Origin of the sequence: Mesorhizobium sp. LjRoot246 (assembly GCF_964254115.1) — a bacterium.
GTDB lineage: Bacteria > Pseudomonadota > Alphaproteobacteria > Rhizobiales > Rhizobiaceae > Mesorhizobium.
This window is the reverse complement of sequence record NZ_CAXUSN020000001.1, coordinates 2,247,772-2,265,189: the sequence shown is the minus strand read 5'-3', so window position 1 is coordinate 2,265,189 and position 17,418 is coordinate 2,247,772. Positions and strand designations below refer to the sequence as shown.

General features: G+C 62.4%; 18 protein-coding genes. 3 read left to right on the top strand and 15 right to left on the bottom strand.

What is annotated here, in order from left to right; all coding sequences use genetic code 11:
* Positions 1-58: 58 nt before the first annotated feature.
* Positions 59-1,087: a putative B6 ABC transporter substrate-binding protein gene (locus ACSQ3L_RS10860; RefSeq protein ID WP_436159940.1), complete on the bottom strand. Its 1,029-nt coding sequence runs from the start codon at positions 1,085-1,087 to the stop codon at positions 59-61.
* Positions 1,088-1,186: 99 nt separating this feature from the next.
* Here ACSQ3L_RS10860 and ACSQ3L_RS10855 point away from each other — a divergent pair, with 99 nt between their 5' ends.
* Complete coding sequence (locus ACSQ3L_RS10855) at positions 1,187-1,612, top strand: hypothetical protein (protein ID WP_436159939.1); 426 nt, start codon at positions 1,187-1,189, stop codon at positions 1,610-1,612.
* 38 nt (positions 1,613-1,650) lie between these two features.
* On the opposite strand, the gene ACSQ3L_RS10850 is transcribed toward ACSQ3L_RS10855, so the two are convergent.
* The 9 genes from ACSQ3L_RS10850 to ACSQ3L_RS10810 form a co-directional block, all read right to left on the bottom strand.
* Entirely contained in the window at positions 1,651-2,661 is a 1,011-nt protein-coding gene (locus tag ACSQ3L_RS10850; protein WP_436159938.1) for an ABC transporter substrate-binding protein, read from the bottom strand.
* A 40-nt stretch (positions 2,662-2,701) separates the two neighbouring features.
* Positions 2,702-3,517: an ABC transporter permease gene (locus tag ACSQ3L_RS10845; RefSeq protein ID WP_436159937.1), complete on the bottom strand. Its 816-nt coding sequence runs from the start codon at positions 3,515-3,517 to the stop codon at positions 2,702-2,704.
* A complete protein-coding gene (locus ACSQ3L_RS10840) occupies positions 3,514-4,344 on the bottom strand; it encodes an ABC transporter ATP-binding protein (RefSeq protein WP_436159936.1) in 831 nt (276 codons plus the stop codon). Before ACSQ3L_RS10840 ends, ACSQ3L_RS10845 begins: the two co-directional genes overlap by 4 nt.
* A 130-nt stretch (positions 4,345-4,474) precedes the next feature.
* On the bottom strand, positions 4,475-5,404 hold the full coding sequence (gene fhmpcd1, locus ACSQ3L_RS10835; RefSeq protein WP_436163410.1) for a 5-formyl-3-hydroxy-2-methylpyridine 4-carboxylate 5-dehydrogenase: 930 nt from the start codon (positions 5,402-5,404) through the stop codon (positions 4,475-4,477).
* Positions 5,404-6,024 carry a glutathione S-transferase family protein gene (locus tag ACSQ3L_RS10830; protein ID WP_436159935.1) on the bottom strand — a complete coding sequence of 207 codons (621 nt, stop codon included), beginning with the start codon at positions 6,022-6,024 and terminating at the stop codon, positions 5,404-5,406. The genes fhmpcd1 and ACSQ3L_RS10830 overlap by 1 nt, the downstream gene beginning before the upstream one ends.
* A 26-nt stretch (positions 6,025-6,050) precedes the next feature.
* Positions 6,051-6,458, bottom strand: a complete 408-nt coding sequence (locus tag ACSQ3L_RS10825) for a RidA family protein (RefSeq protein ID WP_436159934.1) — start codon at positions 6,456-6,458, stop codon at positions 6,051-6,053.
* Between the two features lie 9 nt (positions 6,459-6,467).
* On the bottom strand, positions 6,468-7,601 hold the full coding sequence (locus ACSQ3L_RS10820) for an LVIVD repeat-containing protein (RefSeq protein WP_436159933.1): 1,134 nt from the start codon (positions 7,599-7,601) through the stop codon (positions 6,468-6,470).
* A 79-nt stretch (positions 7,602-7,680) separates the two neighbouring features.
* A complete protein-coding gene (locus ACSQ3L_RS10815) occupies positions 7,681-8,832 on the bottom strand; it encodes a cupin domain-containing protein (RefSeq protein ID WP_436159932.1) in 1,152 nt (383 codons plus the stop codon).
* A 290-nt stretch (positions 8,833-9,122) separates the two neighbouring features.
* Positions 9,123-10,751: a GMC family oxidoreductase gene (locus ACSQ3L_RS10810; protein ID WP_436159931.1), complete on the bottom strand. Its 1,629-nt coding sequence runs from the start codon at positions 10,749-10,751 to the stop codon at positions 9,123-9,125.
* Between the two features lie 203 nt (positions 10,752-10,954).
* On the opposite strand from ACSQ3L_RS10810, the gene ACSQ3L_RS10805 reads away from it, so the two are divergent.
* Both ACSQ3L_RS10805 and ACSQ3L_RS10800 read left to right on the top strand, forming a co-directional pair.
* The gene (locus tag ACSQ3L_RS10805; RefSeq protein ID WP_436159930.1) at positions 10,955-11,632 is read left to right on the top strand and encodes a FadR/GntR family transcriptional regulator; all 678 of its coding nucleotides are present in this window, start codon (positions 10,955-10,957) and stop codon (positions 11,630-11,632) included.
* Positions 11,633-11,675: 43 nt separating this feature from the next.
* Positions 11,676-13,256: a GMC family oxidoreductase gene (locus ACSQ3L_RS10800; RefSeq protein WP_436159929.1), complete on the top strand. Its 1,581-nt coding sequence runs from the start codon at positions 11,676-11,678 to the stop codon at positions 13,254-13,256.
* A gap of 27 nt (positions 13,257-13,283) precedes the next feature.
* On the opposite strand, the gene ACSQ3L_RS10795 is transcribed toward ACSQ3L_RS10800, so the two are convergent.
* The 5 genes from ACSQ3L_RS10795 to ACSQ3L_RS10775 form a co-directional block, all read right to left on the bottom strand.
* A complete protein-coding gene (locus tag ACSQ3L_RS10795; protein WP_436159928.1) occupies positions 13,284-14,036 on the bottom strand; it encodes a GGDEF domain-containing protein in 753 nt (250 codons plus the stop codon).
* A 191-nt stretch (positions 14,037-14,227) separates the two neighbouring features.
* Positions 14,228-14,908 carry a thermonuclease family protein gene (locus ACSQ3L_RS10790; protein WP_436159927.1) on the bottom strand — a complete coding sequence of 227 codons (681 nt, stop codon included), beginning with the start codon at positions 14,906-14,908 and terminating at the stop codon, positions 14,228-14,230.
* 57 nt (positions 14,909-14,965) lie between these two features.
* On the bottom strand, positions 14,966-16,165 hold the full coding sequence (locus ACSQ3L_RS10785) for an ABC transporter substrate-binding protein (protein ID WP_436159926.1): 1,200 nt from the start codon (positions 16,163-16,165) through the stop codon (positions 14,966-14,968).
* A 92-nt stretch (positions 16,166-16,257) separates the two neighbouring features.
* The gene (locus ACSQ3L_RS10780) at positions 16,258-17,010 is read right to left on the bottom strand and encodes a lytic transglycosylase domain-containing protein (protein WP_436163409.1); all 753 of its coding nucleotides are present in this window, start codon (positions 17,008-17,010) and stop codon (positions 16,258-16,260) included.
* 32 nt (positions 17,011-17,042) lie between these two features.
* Entirely contained in the window at positions 17,043-17,414 is a 372-nt protein-coding gene (locus ACSQ3L_RS10775; protein ID WP_436159925.1) for a hypothetical protein, read from the bottom strand.
* Between the last annotated feature and the right edge of the window lie 4 nt (positions 17,415-17,418).

Below are 17,418 nucleotides of genomic sequence, written 5' to 3'. Positions count from 1 at the left end.
TTGGGAATCGTCCGGAGGGGTGAACGGATCACCCCTCCGGCAGCCGACCGTGATCGCCTTACTGGGCGACGCTTGTCATCAACGCCCTGACGGCGGCCGCGTCATAGACCGGTTCGATCTTGACCTTGCCGGAAATGACGTCTTCGCGCAGCGTCTGGATCTCGGCCCAGACATTGTCCGGGATCGCGGCGGTCTTCAGCAGCTTGACCGAGTCGTCCTTGAGGCCGATCGTATAGTGTTTGGTTCCGAACGTGTCGGCCTTCAGGTCGGCAATCATCGCCGCATAGACCGGCTCGATGTTCCACACCACCGACGACAGCAGGAAGCCCTTGTCGATCGGCGACTTGTCGCCGATGACGTCGATGAAATAGACCTTGCCGCCATCGCCTGCCTTGGTCGTCTCGACCGCCTGCAGCATGCCGAAGCTCGAACCGTTGCCCTGGCCGAAGATGATGTCGGCGCCCGATGCGATCACGCTTTCGGTGACGCGCTTGCCGCCGGCCGCATCGCTGTAGGCAGCCGGGCCGATCACCGCATATGTGATCTTGACGTCCAGGTTTTCCGCCTTCACGCCCTGCGCGAACGCCGCCGATTGCGAATTCCACGAAGGCGGTTCGCCCGACACCACGATGCCGACCGACTTTGAACGCGACACCTTGGCGGCGAGACGGCCGGCGAGATAAGCGCCCTCGTGGCCGCTCAGCGTGTAGTCGGCGACAAGGCCCTTCTCCAGGCCGGTCGGTGTGTCGACGATCGCCACCGGAACTTTCAATTCCTTGGCGATTTCGGGCGCCGAGGTGTTGTAGCCGCTGGCGTGGGCGATCAGCAAGCTGGCGCCATCGGATGCAAGTTCCCGCAAAGTCGGACGAACATCACCATAGCCGAGGCCCTGGGCCACGACCACTTCGACGCCGGCGGCTTTGCCCGCCGCCTTGGCGGCGTCGATGCCTTGCTGGTTCCAGCCATAATCCGTGCCTTCTTCGGGCGTCAGGATGGCGATCGACTTGACCTCGCCGGCAAGCGCGCCGCCCAACAAGACGCCGCTCAATATAAATGCACTTACACTGCTCTTAAGAAGCTTTAACATGTTACCCTCTCTGTTGTTTTACCAATCAATATTCTTATTGTTATTGCGCGAAAGCGAGATAGACTGCCTAGGAAAAATTACATATGGAGCTCAGACAAAGTGAAGATCCGTTACGCCCTTCCGGTGATGCTGGCGTTGTCGTCCTTCGCCAACGCGGTTGAGTTGCACCATGTCACCGTCCGCACCGGCACTGACGGGCTCGACATGGTGCCGCTGACGATTTCGAATGCGGGTGGCGAAGACCTCTCCTGCAACGCCGACTTCGCCCACTGGTATTCAGCCGGGATCGCAACGGTCGAACCGGGCAAGAAGGCTCGCATCGAACTCTGGTTCGATGCGAAGACCGGCACGTTCACGATCCTCAACGACAAGCGCGAGAACTTGCCTGTCGAGCGGCTTTGGTGCGGCCTGTCGGGTCGGGCGTATGCCACAAGGGTACAGGTCACGCTCGACCGCGCCGATGCAGCGAAAGGCGAGCGCGACGTGTCCTGCGCCATGGCGCAGGACAGTCTGGTCTGCCGGTAGGCGCTCATCGCTGCGTCCATTCGAACATCGCGCGCCCCTTATTCCTTCGCCAGGAATGTGTCGGTGAAGACATCGTCCGCCGACAGAGCCGCCTTGAGCACGCCCTGATCCGTCAGCGTCTTCAAGGTCTCCTCCCACTGCGTCTTCGTCATCCAGCCGAGACCGTGCTCCTTGGTATCGGGGCTGGTGAACGTCGATGCGATGTCGGCGTTGATCTGCGCCAGCAGCACACCCTTCTTGTCAGCATAGCCGGGCGCAGCCTTGGCCGTGATCTCTGCAGCCTCTTCCGGATGAGCCACGACATAGTCGAAAGCCTCCCTGTATGCCTTGACGAAGCGGCGCACGACGTCAGGCTTGTCCTTGATCATCGCCTGCGACGTGAACAGGCCCGAGCCATAAGCCTTCCAGCCGTAGTCCGCCCCCATCATGATGCTGAGCGAGCCGGAGCCTCCCGCCTTGGCCTCCAGCTCGGGAACCTCGGCGTCGATATAGCCGACGACCGTCTGAACCCGGCCGAGCAGCAAATAGCTTTCATAGGGCGGCGAGACGCTGTTCAGCGTCATGTCCTTTTCGGTCAGGCCGTTGGCGGCCAGGAAACCCTTGAAGAAGATGTAGGTGGAGCCGGCCGGATGAATGCCGATGGTCAATCCCTTGAGATCGGACGGCTTGGCGAGCTTCAATGTCTTGGCCAGGGAAATGATCCCCAGCGGCGAGTGCTGGTTGACGGCCGCCAGCGCCACGACCGGAACATTCTGCGACCGTGCGACGGCAAGCGTGGGAAGATCGCCGAACCCGAAATCCGCGTTCTCATTGCCAACCAGCCGCATTGCGTCCGGCGAGCCCGACCCCTTTCGGATCTCGGCCACATCGATGTCGTTCTTGGCAAAGAAGCCCTTTTCCTTGCCGACGAAGAACATGGCGTGATTGCCGCGCACCACCCAATCGAGCTGGACGTTGACCTTGTCGGCCGCCAGAGCCGCGCCGGAGAAGCCGAGTGCCGCGACAAACGCCGCGAAGCCAGCGGCCTTGATAAGTGAACGTCTCAGCATTTTTTGTTCCCTTTTTGTGAATTTGGTTGATGGACCCGATCTAGGACTGGCTGAATTTCGGCGCCCACGGCACCACGATGCGTTCGAGAATTTCGGCGGCGTAGTAGAAGGCGATGCCAAGCACGGAAACGAGCAGCAGCGCTGCGAAGACAAGCGCCGTATCGAGCTGGGTCGAAGCGAACTGGATGACGTAGCCAAGACCATCCGACGCCCCGGCAAATTCGCCGACGATGGCGCCGATCACGCTCAACGTGGCGGCGATCTTGGTTCCGGCCATCAGGTTCGGCAGGGAGTGCGGAACGCGGATCCTGAACAGGATCTGCGTCGGGCTGGCCCCGACGGAATTCATCAGCGACAGCAGCGAGCGGTCGACCGATTGCATGCCCGCCAGCATGGAGAGCGTCACCGGAAAGAAGGCGATGACCAGGATCAGGCCGATCTTGGGCGCCAGCCCATAGCCGAACCAGAGGATGAAGATCGGCGCGAGAGCCACCTTGGGCACGTTCTGGAACAGCACCACCAAGGGGTATAGCGCCCTTCCCAACCAGCCGAAGCGCACGATGACCAGCGCAATGGCAATGCCGACCACGACCGACACCAGGAAGCCGAACAGAATCTCGCCCGCCGTCACCAGCGTCGCCTGCATCAGCGTGCCCCATTGCGCGACCAGCGACTTCGCGATCTCGGAAGGGGCGGGAATGATGAAAGCGGATATGGCAAAGATCCGCACGGCGGCTTCCCACAGCACGATCGTCACCAGCAGCAGGATGACCGCCGGCAGCCAACTGCCGGTCGCCGCACTCCAGTTGGAGGCGAGCCGCGGCTCGGACAGGTCGGTGATGGGTTGGTCGCTCAAGACGCGCCTCCCGGTTGATGGCTGGAGCGCAGCATCGTTCGCAACTGAACCACCAGCCGGACGAACTCCGGATCTTCGGTGACTGACAGGTCGCGCGGGTAAGGCAGCGCAATGTCGAGGCTCTCGGTGATCCGCCCCGGCTTGATTCCCAGAACGTGAACATGACGCGACAGATGGATGGCCTCGTCGATGGAATGGGTGACGAGCACGATCGTCTTGCCGGTACGCTGCCAGATCTCCAGCAGCGACTGACCCATCGAATCGCGGGTGATGGCATCGAGTGCGCCGAACGGTTCGTCCATAAGCAAAACCGCCGGGTCGAGCGCCAGAGCCCGTGCGATGGCGACCCGCTGCCGCATGCCGCCCGACAGCTCGTTCGGGCGCTTGTGGGCGCTATCGCCCAGTCCCACCAGCTCCAGCATCTCTTGCCCGCGCGCCCGCAAATCCGAGCGCGACAGCGACTTGTCGGCGATGCCGAGCAGCATCGAGGCATTGTCGACGGCGTTCTTCCAGGGGAGCAGGTTGGCGTCCTGAAAGACGAGGCCGATCATGCGCTTGCGCGCCGCCTCGACCGGCGCGAGCCCGGCAATCGAAACGCTGCCCTGGGTCGGCTGCACCAGCCCGGCCAGCACCTTGAGCAAGGTGCTCTTGCCGCAACCGGAAGGACCGATAAGGGAGACAAACGATCCCTTGGGCACCGAAAGATCGATATTGCTCAGGATCAGCTGCCGGGCGATGACCACCGAAACGCCTTTGGCGGAGATCAGATCGTCATGGCGGATATGGGCCGGCCTGTCGCCGGCGGCTCGGATGGTTTCAATGCGCATGGCTTGCCGCCCCGCGCGCTCTCGTCGGCCGCATCTGCGCCATCTTGATTGCGAAAGCGCCCGTCACACAAACAGCCGACCGGTGGAACTCCCCAAACCGGCTGGCCCTCTGCGAACCGTTTGACATTGGCTACTCCCGGCCTTCCAGGATGCGCCGTATCGCGACGAGCTTGCGCGCCCGTTCGCCTTGCAGCGCCTTGGTCTGCTCTTGCGTGTAGGAGAACATGCCCTCGCCCGACTTGATGCCGAACTTCGACGCAGCCGTCTTCTCCAGCACCATTGGCGCGACATCGTCGCGGTTTGAGAGATCGGCATTGAGGAAGGACGAGACGGACTTGTAGATATCCAGCCCCGCCATATCGAGCAGCGCCATCGGGCCGATGACGGCGATCTTGTAGCCGATGCCCCAGGACACGCAGGTGTCGAGATCCTCCGGCTCGATGACGCCGCGCTCGACAAGGTCGACCGCCTCGCGCAGCAGCGCATAGAGCACGCGGTTCTCGACGAAGCCCGGAACGTCCTTCTTCACCACCACCGGCAGCAGGCCGATCGAGCGGATCAGGTCGCGGATCGTCGCCACGGTTTCAGGCGCGGTCTTTTCGCCGCCGATCACCTCGATCATCGGTATGATGTGCGGCGGGTTCGACCAGTGCATGCCGACCATCCGCTCGGGGTGCGAGATATGCGCCTGCAGCTTGGTGATCGGGATGCCCGATGTATCGGAAGCGACGATGACGGACGGGCCGATCAGCGGATCGATGTCACGATAGGTCTGTGCCTTGATGTCGATATTCTCGGGCACATTCTCGATGACCAGTTCGGCGCCGTCGACGGCCTCGGCGATCGTCTCGACGAAGCGTACGCTGCCTGCGCCCGTCCCGGGCGCCTTGATGTCGAGACGGTCGAGCACGCCGCCGGCGAGATCAAGCATGCCGCGGGCACGCTCGACCGACGCCTGCGAAACATCATACGCCGTGACATCGAGCCCGCCGCGCGAGAGCCGCGCGGCGATGCCTGGACCCATCGTTCCCAGTCCGATGAGAGCGGCGCGCTTGATCATCATGCTGCCTTTGCGGGAGCAGCAGTGGTTGCCGCCTTGAAGGCCGGCCGAGCGGCAATCGCGGCCACCCAGCGTTCCAGATTGGGCATCGACGGCCGGTCGATCTTGAAGTCGACGCAGCGCTTCAGGATCGGCGCGCAAGCGATGTCGGCAAGGGTCAGCTTGCCGAGCGCCAGGAAATCCTTGCCGGCCAGGTGGCCGTCGATGATCTTGAGCTGCGCGACAAGGTCCTTCACTTGTTCCTTATACTCGGCGGTCTGCTCCTCGGGCGTGAGCTTGGCTCCCTTGAAGGCCGCCAGGTAGCCGGGATTGACCGCCGCCAGCAGGAAGTCCATCCAGCGCTCGACCTCGGTCTTTTCCGCCGGCGTGGCGCCATTCAAATGTTCGCCGCCGAATGCCGCGAGATAACGCAGGATGGTGTTGGACTCCCAGACTACGGTGTCGCCGTCGACCAGCGTCGGCACCTTGGAGGTCGGGTTGAGCGCCTTGTATTCCGCCGTCTGGGTGTTCTCGAACTGGCGGCCATAGTCCTCGCGCTTGTAGGATGCCCCAAGCTCTTCGAGCATGAAGAGCACCTTCTGGACGTTACCTGATGTCTGGCGGCCTAACAGCTTGTACATGTCGTCTCCTCGATTGTGTCCAAGGCCTACTTGCCCGCCGGCAGCGGCTTGTAGACGATGGCGTCCATTTCGATCTTGGTGTTGATAACCGCCTTTGCCTCGACGGTCGTGCGCGCCAGGACGGCGTCGCCGATCCCTTCGAGGAACGCCTTGTTGTAGCGACCGAAATCGCGCGTATCCTCGAGATAGGTGGTGATCCGCACCACATCCGACAGCGTCGCGCCTTCATGCGCGATGACGCGCGCGATGGTCTTCAGCGTGGCCAGCGTCTCCTCCTCGATCGTGCCGCTGATCATGTTGTTGTTCTCGTCCTTCGGCACCTGGCCCGAGACGAAGATGAAATCGCCGGCACGCACCGCCGGATGAAACGGCAGGTTCGGGTTCTTGTTGCCGATGGCGTAGTGGCTAGCGGATTTTCGCGCGCTGTCGCTCAATGCCTGCTCCTAGAGAACGCTGGTTTCGATGATGTCTACGCCGCGGATGCGATCAATCAGGTAGACGATGCCACGGTCGTCGATGGTCACGTCGTTGGACGAGGAACGCTCCGCACCCTCCGGCGCGTCGGGCATGAAATGGCCGACTTCCTTCGGCGCGAACGGATCGGCGATGTCGACCAGCCGCAGCCCCTGCGCGAACCATGCAAACGGAATGATCGTGCCCTTGAACCGTTCGGAAGGCTGATGGCAGCCGGTCATCTGCGGCTGCGGTGAACCGTCCGTGTCGAGGCCCGGCACCTGGAAGGTCGAGATCGGCAACGGGTTGGTCTCGTCGGTGATGTCGTAGATCCACGTGAAGGCCGGCGGCGATGGCCGAAGCTTGGCGACGTCCTCATCCGCCACCACCATGATGTTGCGACCCTTGAGCGGCTGTGGAATCGGCAGGCAGGTGTGGGTGGGATGCGGAAAGCTCGGGCTCGAATTGACGTGCGAGACCAGCTTCGGCTTGGTGATGTCCGAAATGTCGAGGATGAACAGGCCGTGATGCCAGTAGCTGACATAGAGCCGGTCGCCCATGCGCAGCGGATGGTGGCAACGCGGCGTGACATAGTCATGCCAGGGGTATTCTTCGCCGCCGCCGGTCCATTGGCCGGGTATCCACCAGCGTCCGACCTCGACCGGCTTCGTGGGATCGATCAGGTCGAGGATCATCACGATATTGCCGACATAACCGTCGGCGGTCGGCGAGATGTAGACGTAGCGGCCGTCGAAGTCGTAGCGGTGGACGCCTTTGCCGCCGGTAATCCATTTCGAGATGAGCTTGGGCTGTGCCGGCTTGGTGGTGTCGTAGAGCGCCAGTCCGCCGCCGAAATCGGCCGGGCCGGCATCGCCAAAGCGCTCGTGGTTGATGATCATCAGCCCGTCCTTGGCGCGCACCTTGTGCGAGTGCCAGCCGGGCGGGACATCGATCGTCGTTATCTTGCGCGGATTGCGCGGGTCGGAAATGTCGACCAGCGTCGTGCCGCTCGGCGGCCGCATGTGGCCGATATAGAGGATGTTGCCGTCGACCCAGACCTGGCCGCCGCCTGGGCAATCGACATGGCCGATCTGCTTTGTGTTGAACGCCGAAACCAAATGCATACGCCCTTGCTGCTGAAACCTCATTTCGATGTCCACGCCGCCAATGGCGGCGCGGACATTGCTTGCCGGAGGACCGGAACTAGACGAGGCGAAGCAGATCGCCGGCCTGGTTGCGGCCCCAGCGCTTGTAGAGGAGCAGCGCCTTCTGCGTCGGCGCATCGGTGGCGCCGAAGAAGATCACCGGCTCGCTCGAAGAGCCGTTGACATGCTCGACCCACGATCCGCCGGGGATGGCGATGGTGTCGAACTGGTTCCAGTCATAGCGCTTGCCATCGATGATCGAATGCCCATTGCCGCGGAACGGCGCCAAGAGCAGGCTGGCGGTCTCGCGCTGCGGCAAGGTCTTCTCGCCGGGCCGCAGCATCTGGACGTAGAAATTGATGGTGCGGAAGACCGGCCCGCCGGTGGTTGGATCGACATAGTCGATGACGATACCTTCATGAGGGTCGCCATCCCAATCCTTGTGGGTATCGAGGACCGCTTCCATCTTCTCCCAACGATAGACATACATCGGCGACGACAGGCCGCCGCCGCGCTTGTGGTCGACGAAACGCGGCATCAGGCCACCCTCGCCATAGATGCGCTGTGAGTAGTCGCTTGGATAGCGCGCGGTCTGCACCTTCTTCTCGACTTCCTTGCCATCGACCATCTCGGTGTATTTGTGGTCGAAATGGACGGCATGCAGCGTTTCGACCAGCGGCAGGTCGAGCACCGACAGGTTGACCGCCTGCTCGCCGCCGACGGTGCCGTGATTGTGCCAGGCGTCGTTGGGCGTCAGCACCATGTCGCCCGGGCCGAAGACCACGTCTTCGCCCTCGACGCCGGTGAAGTTGCCCTTGCCGGTCAGGCCGAAGCGGATGGCGCTCGGCGAGTGCTTGTGCGGCGGCATGATCTCGTCGGGATCATTCAGGCGGTAGGCGGTGTACATGGTGCTGACAGATGCGCGCTTGGGCGCAAGGCCAGGATTGACCAGGATCAGCGAACGGCGCTCGCTGTCATCCATGGTCACCAGTTCGGCGGCGCGCTGCAGCAGCGGCTCGATGTCGGAATAGGACCACACGAAGGGAATGGCCTTCGACGTCGCCATCAGCTGCTTGATCTCGTCATGGTCGACGCCCTCCGACGTCGCCCAGAACGGAAACATGTTCTTTTCATAGAGGGCGTCATAGAGGCCCTTGAGTGCTGCCTTCTTGTTGGTGAGCACATCGTTAGCTGGTTGCGCCAGGGACATATCGGACACCTCTCGTCACGAAGAAAATGCTTCTAACCAACTCAACCGTATTCGCATTGGTTTTCCTCGACAATCCCCCCAATAGCGAAATTTGTAAGTTTTTGGTTGAGGTGCATTTTCAAGAGGCAAATGCCCGAAAATAGGCATAAATGATCTAAAAAAGCACGAAATATGCCCATCGGCACGAAGCAAAGCCAAACCGCCACGGCCATGCAGCCTCGCACGGCAGTCCAACCAATGCAGTTTCCAATCTCAACCAAAAGACTTTGGTTGCATTCCGACTGCCACTATCAGGCCGCCACGCTCTGCTGAGCGCGGCTGCGGATTAGATCCGCGGCCTTCTCGGCGATCATGATGACCGCCGCATTGATGTTGCCACAGACGAGATCCGGCATCACGGAGGCGTCCACGACACGAAGTCCGGCAATGCCGCGCACCCGCAATTCCGGATCGACCACCGAGCCCGCATCGACGCCCATACGGCACGTGCCGGCTGGATGATGCACGGTGATCGACGTCTTTCGGATATGCTCGTCGATCTCCTCGTCGCTCTCGCATTTCGGGCCGGGGAAGAACTCCGCGCCGACGAACGGGGCCATGGACGGCTGGCTGGCAAGGTTGCGCGCAACCCGAAAGCCGGCGCGAAGCGACTGCCAGTCCCGCTGCGAGGACAGGAAGTTCTGATGGATCAGCGGCGCGGCGAGCGGATCGCTCGACGCCAGCTTGACGCTGCCGCGGCTCTCCGGCTGCACGGCGACGATACGGGTCGCAAAGCCGTCGGCGAACGGCGCCTTGAACGGCGACATGTAAGGCCATGCCCCAAGCGGTGCGGCGGTGAACAGCAGTTGCACGTCCGGCAACGGCCGGCTTGCATCGCTTTTCAGGAATGCCACGACGCCGCCAGGCACGTCTCCCGAAAAGCCCTTTCCGGTGAGATAGGTCTTGACGAAATCCAGCCCGATACGATCGGCCCGCATCATCTTGAGAAACGGTCCCGGCTGCTTGCGTCGATACATCAGGATGACCGAAACATGGTCCTGCAAATTCTTGCCGACCTGCGGACGATCGACCTTCGTCTCGATGCCATGCGCCGCAAGCTCGCCGCTATCGCCGATACCCGACAGCATCATCAGCTGCGGCGTGTTGATGACGCCGCCGGCAAGCAGGACTTCGCGCCGTGCGAGAACCTCATGGCTCGCCCCGCCTCCGGCATAGGCAACGCCCGCTGCGCGGCCATCCCTGAGTAGGATCTTCGTCGCCATCGCGCCGGTCAGCACCTTGACATTGCCACGCCGCATGGCCGGGCGCAAATAGGCGGTCGCGGTCGAGCAGCGCCGGCCGTTCGCAATTGTCATCTGCAAGCGGCCGAATCCTTCCTGTATGGCGCCATTGTAGTCATCGGTCTGCGGGTACCCGGCATCACGGCTGGCCGTGGCGAAGGCATCGATCAGTTCATCCTTGTAGCGGCAGAACTGGGTATTTAGCGGCCCGCTGCCGCCGCGGTACCGGCTCTCGCCCGTTTCCCAGCGCTCCTGCTTCTTGAAGTAGGGCAGCACCTTGTCGAACGACCAGTCCGTCAGGCCGCTCGCCGCCCAGCGATCGTAATCGCCGCGATTGCCGCGCACATAAGCCATGGCATTGGTGGAGGAAGAGCCGCCGATGACCTTGCCGCGCGCGCATTCCACCTTGCGTCCGCCGACATTGGCCTCGGGTTCGCAAAAATACATCCAGTCGTGCCGGCGTTCGGTCAGGATCTTGCCCCAGCCAAGCGGGATGTGGATCATCGGATCGCGGTCCCAATCCCCCGCCTCCAGCAGAAGCACCGACACATCAGGGTCTTCGCTCAGCCGGTTCGCCAGCACGCAGCCGGCCGATCCCGCACCGACAATGACGTAGTCAAAGGTTTCGCCAGCCGGCATGCGTGATCCTCGGGAGAAGGACGGCCCGCCGCGATGGCAACCGTCGACGAAGGCAGTCAACCATTGCGCAACTGATGTTGTCAACCATTGCCTACAGTTGTAGATTGGTTGGATTGGTTGAGTGCCATCCATCAGGTTTCGTGTCACAATATGATGTCAGGACGTTGAGTCGGCGATCCGCCGATCGGACAGGAGATTTGGTTTTGAGCGCATTCGAGCCGCAGGTCGGACCATCGGATCTCGACGACATCATTGCCGCGGTCCGCCAGCTGCAGCAGGGCGGCGGCAAGCTTCCGTCCGAGCGCGATCTTGCGGAACATCTGAGCGTCAAGCGCCATCAGCTTCGCAAGGCGCTTGAAGTGCTGCGCCATTCGGGTGACCTCAAACCGGCGCGCGCCAGGCGGGCGCCAACCGCCCTTCCAAGATATAGCGAGGAACTGGTCAGGGTAACCAATCCAATCGAGGTCCTGGAATTGCGCCTGATCATGGAGCCTGGCCTTGCCCGGCTGGCGTCGCTGCGCGCCTCCTCCTTCGAGACGGCGCGAATCCTCGACGCGGCAACCACGCCGGAGAATGCCCCTTCGGGTGAGGTCGACTTCGCCTTCCATCTCGCGATCGTCGCCGCTGCCCGCAACCATCTCGCCGCGGAATTCTACAAGATGCTGCGTCAGGTCGGGGTCGATGCGCGGGTGAAGGTTGCGCGCACCGCAGCCCCCACCTGCCCCAAGCGGATCGCACAGCGCGACGGCGAGCATCGCCTGATCGCCGAGGCGATCTCGCAGCGCGATCCCGAAGCGGCGGAGGCCGCAATGCGCGCGCACCTTTTGTCCGTGCAGAGACAGATCATGGAACGATCGAATGCCGGCGCGTTTGCCGCGTGATCGTATCAGCTTCTGACATCGAGCCTGTGCGGGGAATTTCAAATTGAAGCGTCATTTCGACGTGCTGGTTCTCGGCGCGGGATCCGCAGGCTCGGTTGTTGCCAGCCGGCTCAGTGAAGACCGGTCGTGCCAGGTCGGCCTCATCGAGGCCGGGGCGATGCCGGCCGATCCCGATATTGCGGACCCGCTGAAATGGACGATGCTCCAGGGCCGCTCCTACGACTGGAGCTACCGGACCGTGCCCCAGCCTTTTACCGCCAACCGCGTCCATGAATGGCCACGCGGTAAGATCGTTGGCGGCTCGAGCTGCCTGCATGCAATGGCCTATGTGCGCGGCCATCCCGATGATTTCGAACCCTGGGCACAAGCCGGTGGCGAGCGCTGGTCCTATCGCGGATTGTTGCCGGGCTTCATTCGCAGCGAAGCCTTCACCGCCTTCGATGGGCCGACGCGCGGCAGCGGCCCGCTGGACGTCTATCTGCCGGACGCCGAAATCAGTCCGGTCGTGCGGGCCTATATCGCCGCCGGGCGGGCCATGGGTGCTCCCACCCTGAGCGACCACAACAGCGGCGAACTGGTCGGCACCAGCCCCAATTCGCTCAACATACGCGACGGCAAGCGCCTGAGCGTCGCCGACGCCTATCTGCCGCCGCAGGTCATGGCGCGGCCGAACCTGACCTTGCTCACCGGCCATGAGGTCGAGCATCTGGTGCTGGACGGGCACAAGGTCACGGGCGTGACGGTGGTCTGCGAAGGTGAGACCAAAACGCTCTGCGCCGACCGGATCGTCCTTTGCGCCGGTGCCGTGTCGACGCCGCTCATCCTCATGCGGTCGGGCATTGGCTGTCCGGATACCTTGAAGCAGGCGGGGATATGCTGCCTTGCCGATCGACGCCACGTCGGCCGCAATCTGCAGGACCATCTGCTGGCTCTTGGAAATGTCTACAGCACGAAAAAGCCGGTGCCGCCGTCCCGCCTGCAGCACTCCGAATCGCTGATGTACCTGCATGGCGACGACCCAACCCGTTCCACGGGAAGTCCCGACATCGTGCTCGCCTGCGTCGTCGCTCCGTCGGCGGCTGAGGGCCTGAACGCCCCGCCGTATGGCTCCGCCTTCACGATCCTGTGCGGCGTAACCCATCCGACGAGCCGCGGGCGCATCGCACCGAGCGGGCCGGGCCGCAATGATACACCGGTCATCGATCCGCATTATCTCGAAACCGAACACGACCGCACGACCTTCAGGATGGCCTTGAAGCGGGCGCGCATGGTCGGCCATCATGTGGCTCTGGACGAATGGCGCGACGCGGAAATCCTGCCCGGCGCACCGGTTCAGTCCGACGACGAGCTCGACGCCTTCATCGCCAGGGCTGCTTCCACCCATCATCATCCGGCCGGCACATGCCGGATGGGAAGCGACACCGATGCCGTCGTCGACCCTGACTTGCGGCTGAACGGCGTCGACAACGCCTTTGTCGTCGACGCCTCGGTGATGCCGGCGATCCCAAGCGGACCGATCAACGCCGCAATCGTCGCCATCGCGGAAACCTGGGCAGCGTCTTCACGGGTTGCCGCGTCGACGCCGTCGGAGGACGCTGCATCCGCCAGTCCCCCCGGGCTTTGAATTGCCCTCTCCGGAGCCCGGCAATGGTCAGCTGTGGAGATGCATCAATTCAAGCGGGGCTCCGTCCTGGACGCCGGCTAGGCGCTGCTCGGCGGACCGGAACATGTCCGCGAACTCCACCTGGTTTTCGAACATCACGCCGCCGACTTTGACGGTGAGGGGATCCTCGGTTCCTTGTGGTGCGAAATAGACTTGCGCGATACGCGCCCGGATACGCTCGCCGATTTCCCTGGCTTCTGCTTCGGTCGCGCCCGAGAGGAAAACCCCGAACATCGACGTCCCGATGCGCCCAACCAGATCCTCCGCGCGCACCGATGACTGTATGGTTGAGGCGATGAGCCGCAAGGCCTCGTCGCCCCATTCAAGACCAAAGCGCAGGTTGATGGACCGCAAATGCTCCGAATGGATGACCAGGAAAGCACCCGATCTCGGACCCGACGCCGACGGCTTGGCAGTTCTTCGTTCGACCATCGACGTGAAGACCGCTCCGTTCAGGCAGCCTGTCATGGTGTCGAACGTTGCTGACTTGTCGAGTTCCCGGCGATAGCGACGGAGCTCGACCTGCTTCAAGCCAATGAACAGAAAAAGCGGAACACCAAGGATAATGGGCAACAGGATGGCCGTGACCATGCTGCGCCCAAATGGAGTCAGCGCCTCGGAGAACAGGAGCAGATAGTTGAGGCCAACGGAAAGGGCCAAAATCCCCGCGGTTCCGAGAAAGGTCAGCCAAGCGACGCCTTTCCATGCCTTTGCGGTTGTGGTCGCCGTCGTCTTTTTCACTGGCCGATCTCCTGTGGATGGGCTGGTATAAGGCCGGTGTGTTGCAATTTCAGTTTCAAGGAACTTTGCAATTTAATCGATTGGCGCGATGACCCCATCAAGGCTGCGAACGAAATCGGCTTGCTCCTAAATTTAGAGGAAGCTGCGCCCATGACGGTTAACAAACAAAATATCAGGGGTTGAATGGCCGGCTATTGTGCTGCGCCGAATATGCCCATTTCGGCGTTTCTGGCTGTCGCCTCCGCCTTGCCGTAGATGCCGCTTGGCAGCGCCGTGGCCCAGCCGTTGGAGACAAGCCAGGCGCCGACATCCTGCTTGCCCAGCCTGCACGGCGCGGCGATGGCAAAACGCTCGACGTCCGGCGGCACGAAACAGTTCAGCGCGCGTCCCCTCAGCCATGAATTGAATGCGGCGCGTGCGCGCTGACCGCAAGGCCAGGAGACGTCGTCAAACGAGCAGGATTTGTCGAGGTCGATGCCTTGCACCCCGCTGATGACCACCGTCCGGCCCATGGATTCGAACATCGCCGACGATGTGGCAATCGGGCGATAGAGCAAGACCTCCCGCCAATCCTTGGGCATCGGCGTTTTCGGGGGCACGGCGAGGCCGAGCTCGCTGAGCGGCGGACGGGGCTCGGCCCGTTCGATCTCCGCGGGATCAAGCCGTGGCGGAGCGATGAGGTCTTGAGCGACCTTGCGCGCCGGCTCTCGGCGTTGTGCGCCGGGAGCCGGCACAGCCGGTCGGATTGGCTGGGTATCGTCAACATCCTGCGAAGGGGCAAGGACAGGCCGATCGACCGAAAGCAAAGCCCCGGCCTGAACGATCAGCAGGACCCCGGCCAGAAGCAGCAGGCTTCCGAGCCCGATTGCCAAGCGGCTGCGGCCCGGCCTGCCCATCAGCTCGAACAGGTTCTCAAGGAACCATGCCGGTCAGAAACCCGACGTCGATTTGGCAACCAGCTTGAGAGCACCTTTTTCAATCCAATAGAACGGCATCGATCGTTCACTGGATCCGTCGGCCCGAAACCGAAACAGGCCTGTCGAGCCACGAAACCCGTTTGGATTCTCGAGAACTTTTTTAGTGAAGCCATCAGGCCCGACCGCGCTGGCAATTCCTGCCGTCAGGGCGACCATATCATAGGCGTAGGCCACATTGACGTCGGCCGGATAGTTGTATGTCGTCCTGAAGCGGTCGGCGATCGGTCCGGTTTCACTTGGATCGAGCGTGGCGATATATGCCCCCTCGAACAGCGGATCCATGGGGTGTTCCAGCCAACGGTTGGTTCCGACGACGGAGATTGTCTTTCCCGGAATGCCCTTTGATTTGAGGGCGGCGAGGATAGGCGACGGGCTGCCATTGCCGCTGGCAACGATGACGGCGTCGGGAGCGTCCACGAGTGAACCCATTTCCTCGACCGCCTTCGCGCCACCGTCGCCGGCCGAGTACGGCACAGTGACCGCGAGCGTCGCGCCGTAGATGCTGAGACTGTTTGCGATCCGCTTCTCCATGGCGCCGGCGTTTGGACCCTCCGCGACAAGCAGTACGAACTTCTTGCTGCCTTTCGCAGCCAATCCCGCGGCGCCTGCCGCGGCGCTGTCCGCTTCGCCAAGGAGCACGGCATAAACCCCGGCGCCGCCGGCGAAATTGTCGGCAAGCGCCAGGACCGGTGGCCGCTTCGATCCCGACAGCGTGGCAATATGCTGGGCCGCCGGCAGTTCGGCCGGGCCGATGACGACCTTCGACCCCGTCGTTATGGCCGTTATCGCCATTTTGCTGGCCTGCGCGCTGTCGCCCTTCGTGTCCTCTATCGTCAGCGTCAGCAATCCATTGCCAATATCCGTCATCGCCAGCTTGGCCGCATCGAGCATCTTCCGGCCGTTTTCACCCGCCGTTCCGGAGCCGGACAACGGCAGCAGCATCGTGACTTTTGTTGAACCGGTACCCAGCGACTGGGTTGCCTGGACGGGACCGGCAACAGCGGCGCCATTCTGCCCGGCAGGCACGGTAACCGCCGCCGGATCGAGCACTTCGGAAACGCCGCCCTTCGACTGGCAGCCCGACACGATCACGGCGAGCGCAACGGCGATTGCCCATGTCCGCGGACAGTGGACCTGTCGGCCAGCTTCCATGACTGCTCCACCCTCTACGTCGCCGGTTATTTCTTTCCGGTCTGATCTTCAAGTCATGTTACGGCGGACTTGCTGTGCCGTCTGCAGTTCTTTTAGCTGTCGAAAAGCCTGGCTCTGAGCGCCTTGATCTGTCTGGCTTGCCCGGCACTCCGGTAGTCGGCGCATTTCATGTATCGCGGCCCGGGCACGAACACGCGGCGCACGCATACACCTTTTCCCTGGGCAGGAGCTCCACCCTCCCCGCCTGGCGAAAATGAGCCGAATGTCGCTACCGGCAATGGCCCGGTCACTTCAAAGCCTTCCCTTGCCAGGATTGCCCGCGCACGCTGACAGTAGCGGACCGAAAGGGCCGAGAATCGGCTTTCATTGTGCCCGGCGCGGTACTTCATGACGGTGGTGCACAGGTCACCGGCGGCAAGCCTGTTGGCCTGTGCAAGATATTTGACCCCCAACGCGATGTTGGTCGCCGGCGCGCTCAGATCGTCCAGTGAGCCTCGAAAGCCGAGCATTCTGGCGGTCGCCGGCATCACCTGCATCAGGCCGACTTCACCGTCGGCGCCCTGCACGCCGGGATCGAAGCCGCTTTCGATCTCCATCACCGCATGCGCCAGCATCGGCTCCAGGCCATAGATCGATGCCTGGCAGCTCGCAAATGCCTTGAATGTCTGCCGGGTCCACTCCGTAGCCGCGTCACAGTGCGCCGGCCGCGGCAAGCCGGACGACCGACCGTATTCCACGGACGGTCGTTCCAGCCAGTTTGCGCGGGCAAGCGTGACAGTTTGGCCAAAGCCGACCAGCACGATCGCGCCTGCGATCGCCCTGAAAAATGGTCCGTCGGCTATCATGATGGCCAACAGGCGCGGCTTCGCCTATCCGGTCAGTTCATGTACTCGACCATGCGATCGTGAAAACACTCGCATTTGTTGAGGTAGTCTTCGTCTTTGTAGTTCGTCTTCAGGTAGCCATAGGCCTTGCCGCAAGCGACCTTGGCCTCCGACGCCCAGACGAAGACGGGCCGGGACGAATTGATCCACTCCGAGCTGTTGGCGACGGCAACCGACTCGTCCATCAGTTTCACCACCTGCTTCCTGAGATCGACGATGTTGTCGTTCAGCACCAGGTTGGACGTCCCCACGACACGGCAATAGTCGCCCGTCGGACCTTCGATGATGTCGGCGGCATACCCCGTCGACCCGACTGCCAGCAACAGCGTCGCAGCGGAAACAAGCAGTCTTGCAGAACGTTTCATATTG

Coding starts and splice junctions, on each gene's coding strand:
- ACSQ3L_RS10860 (WP_436159940.1), bottom strand. CDS start 1,087: ATGTTAAAGCTTCTTAAGAGCAGTGTAAGTGCATTTATATTGAGCGGC.
- ACSQ3L_RS10850 (WP_436159938.1), bottom strand. CDS start 2,661: ATGCTGAGACGTTCACTTATCAAGGCCGCTGGCTTCGCGGCGTTTGTC.
- ACSQ3L_RS10840 (WP_436159936.1), bottom strand. CDS start 4,344: ATGCGCATTGAAACCATCCGAGCCGCCGGCGACAGGCCGGCCCATATC.
- fhmpcd1 (WP_436163410.1), bottom strand. CDS start 5,404: ATGATCAAGCGCGCCGCTCTCATCGGACTGGGAACGATGGGTCCAGGC.
- ACSQ3L_RS10830 (WP_436159935.1), bottom strand. CDS start 6,024: ATGTACAAGCTGTTAGGCCGCCAGACATCAGGTAACGTCCAGAAGGTG.
- ACSQ3L_RS10820 (WP_436159933.1), bottom strand. CDS start 7,601: ATGCATTTGGTTTCGGCGTTCAACACAAAGCAGATCGGCCATGTCGAT.
- ACSQ3L_RS10815 (WP_436159932.1), bottom strand. CDS start 8,832: ATGTCCCTGGCGCAACCAGCTAACGATGTGCTCACCAACAAGAAGGCA.
- ACSQ3L_RS10810 (WP_436159931.1), bottom strand. CDS start 10,751: ATGCCGGCTGGCGAAACCTTTGACTACGTCATTGTCGGTGCGGGATCG.
- ACSQ3L_RS10785 (WP_436159926.1), bottom strand. CDS start 16,165: ATGGAAGCTGGCCGACAGGTCCACTGTCCGCGGACATGGGCAATCGCC.
- ACSQ3L_RS10780 (WP_436163409.1), bottom strand. CDS start 17,010: ATGATAGCCGACGGACCATTTTTCAGGGCGATCGCAGGCGCGATCGTG.
- ACSQ3L_RS10775 (WP_436159925.1), bottom strand. CDS start 17,414: ATGAAACGTTCTGCAAGACTGCTTGTTTCCGCTGCGACGCTGTTGCTG.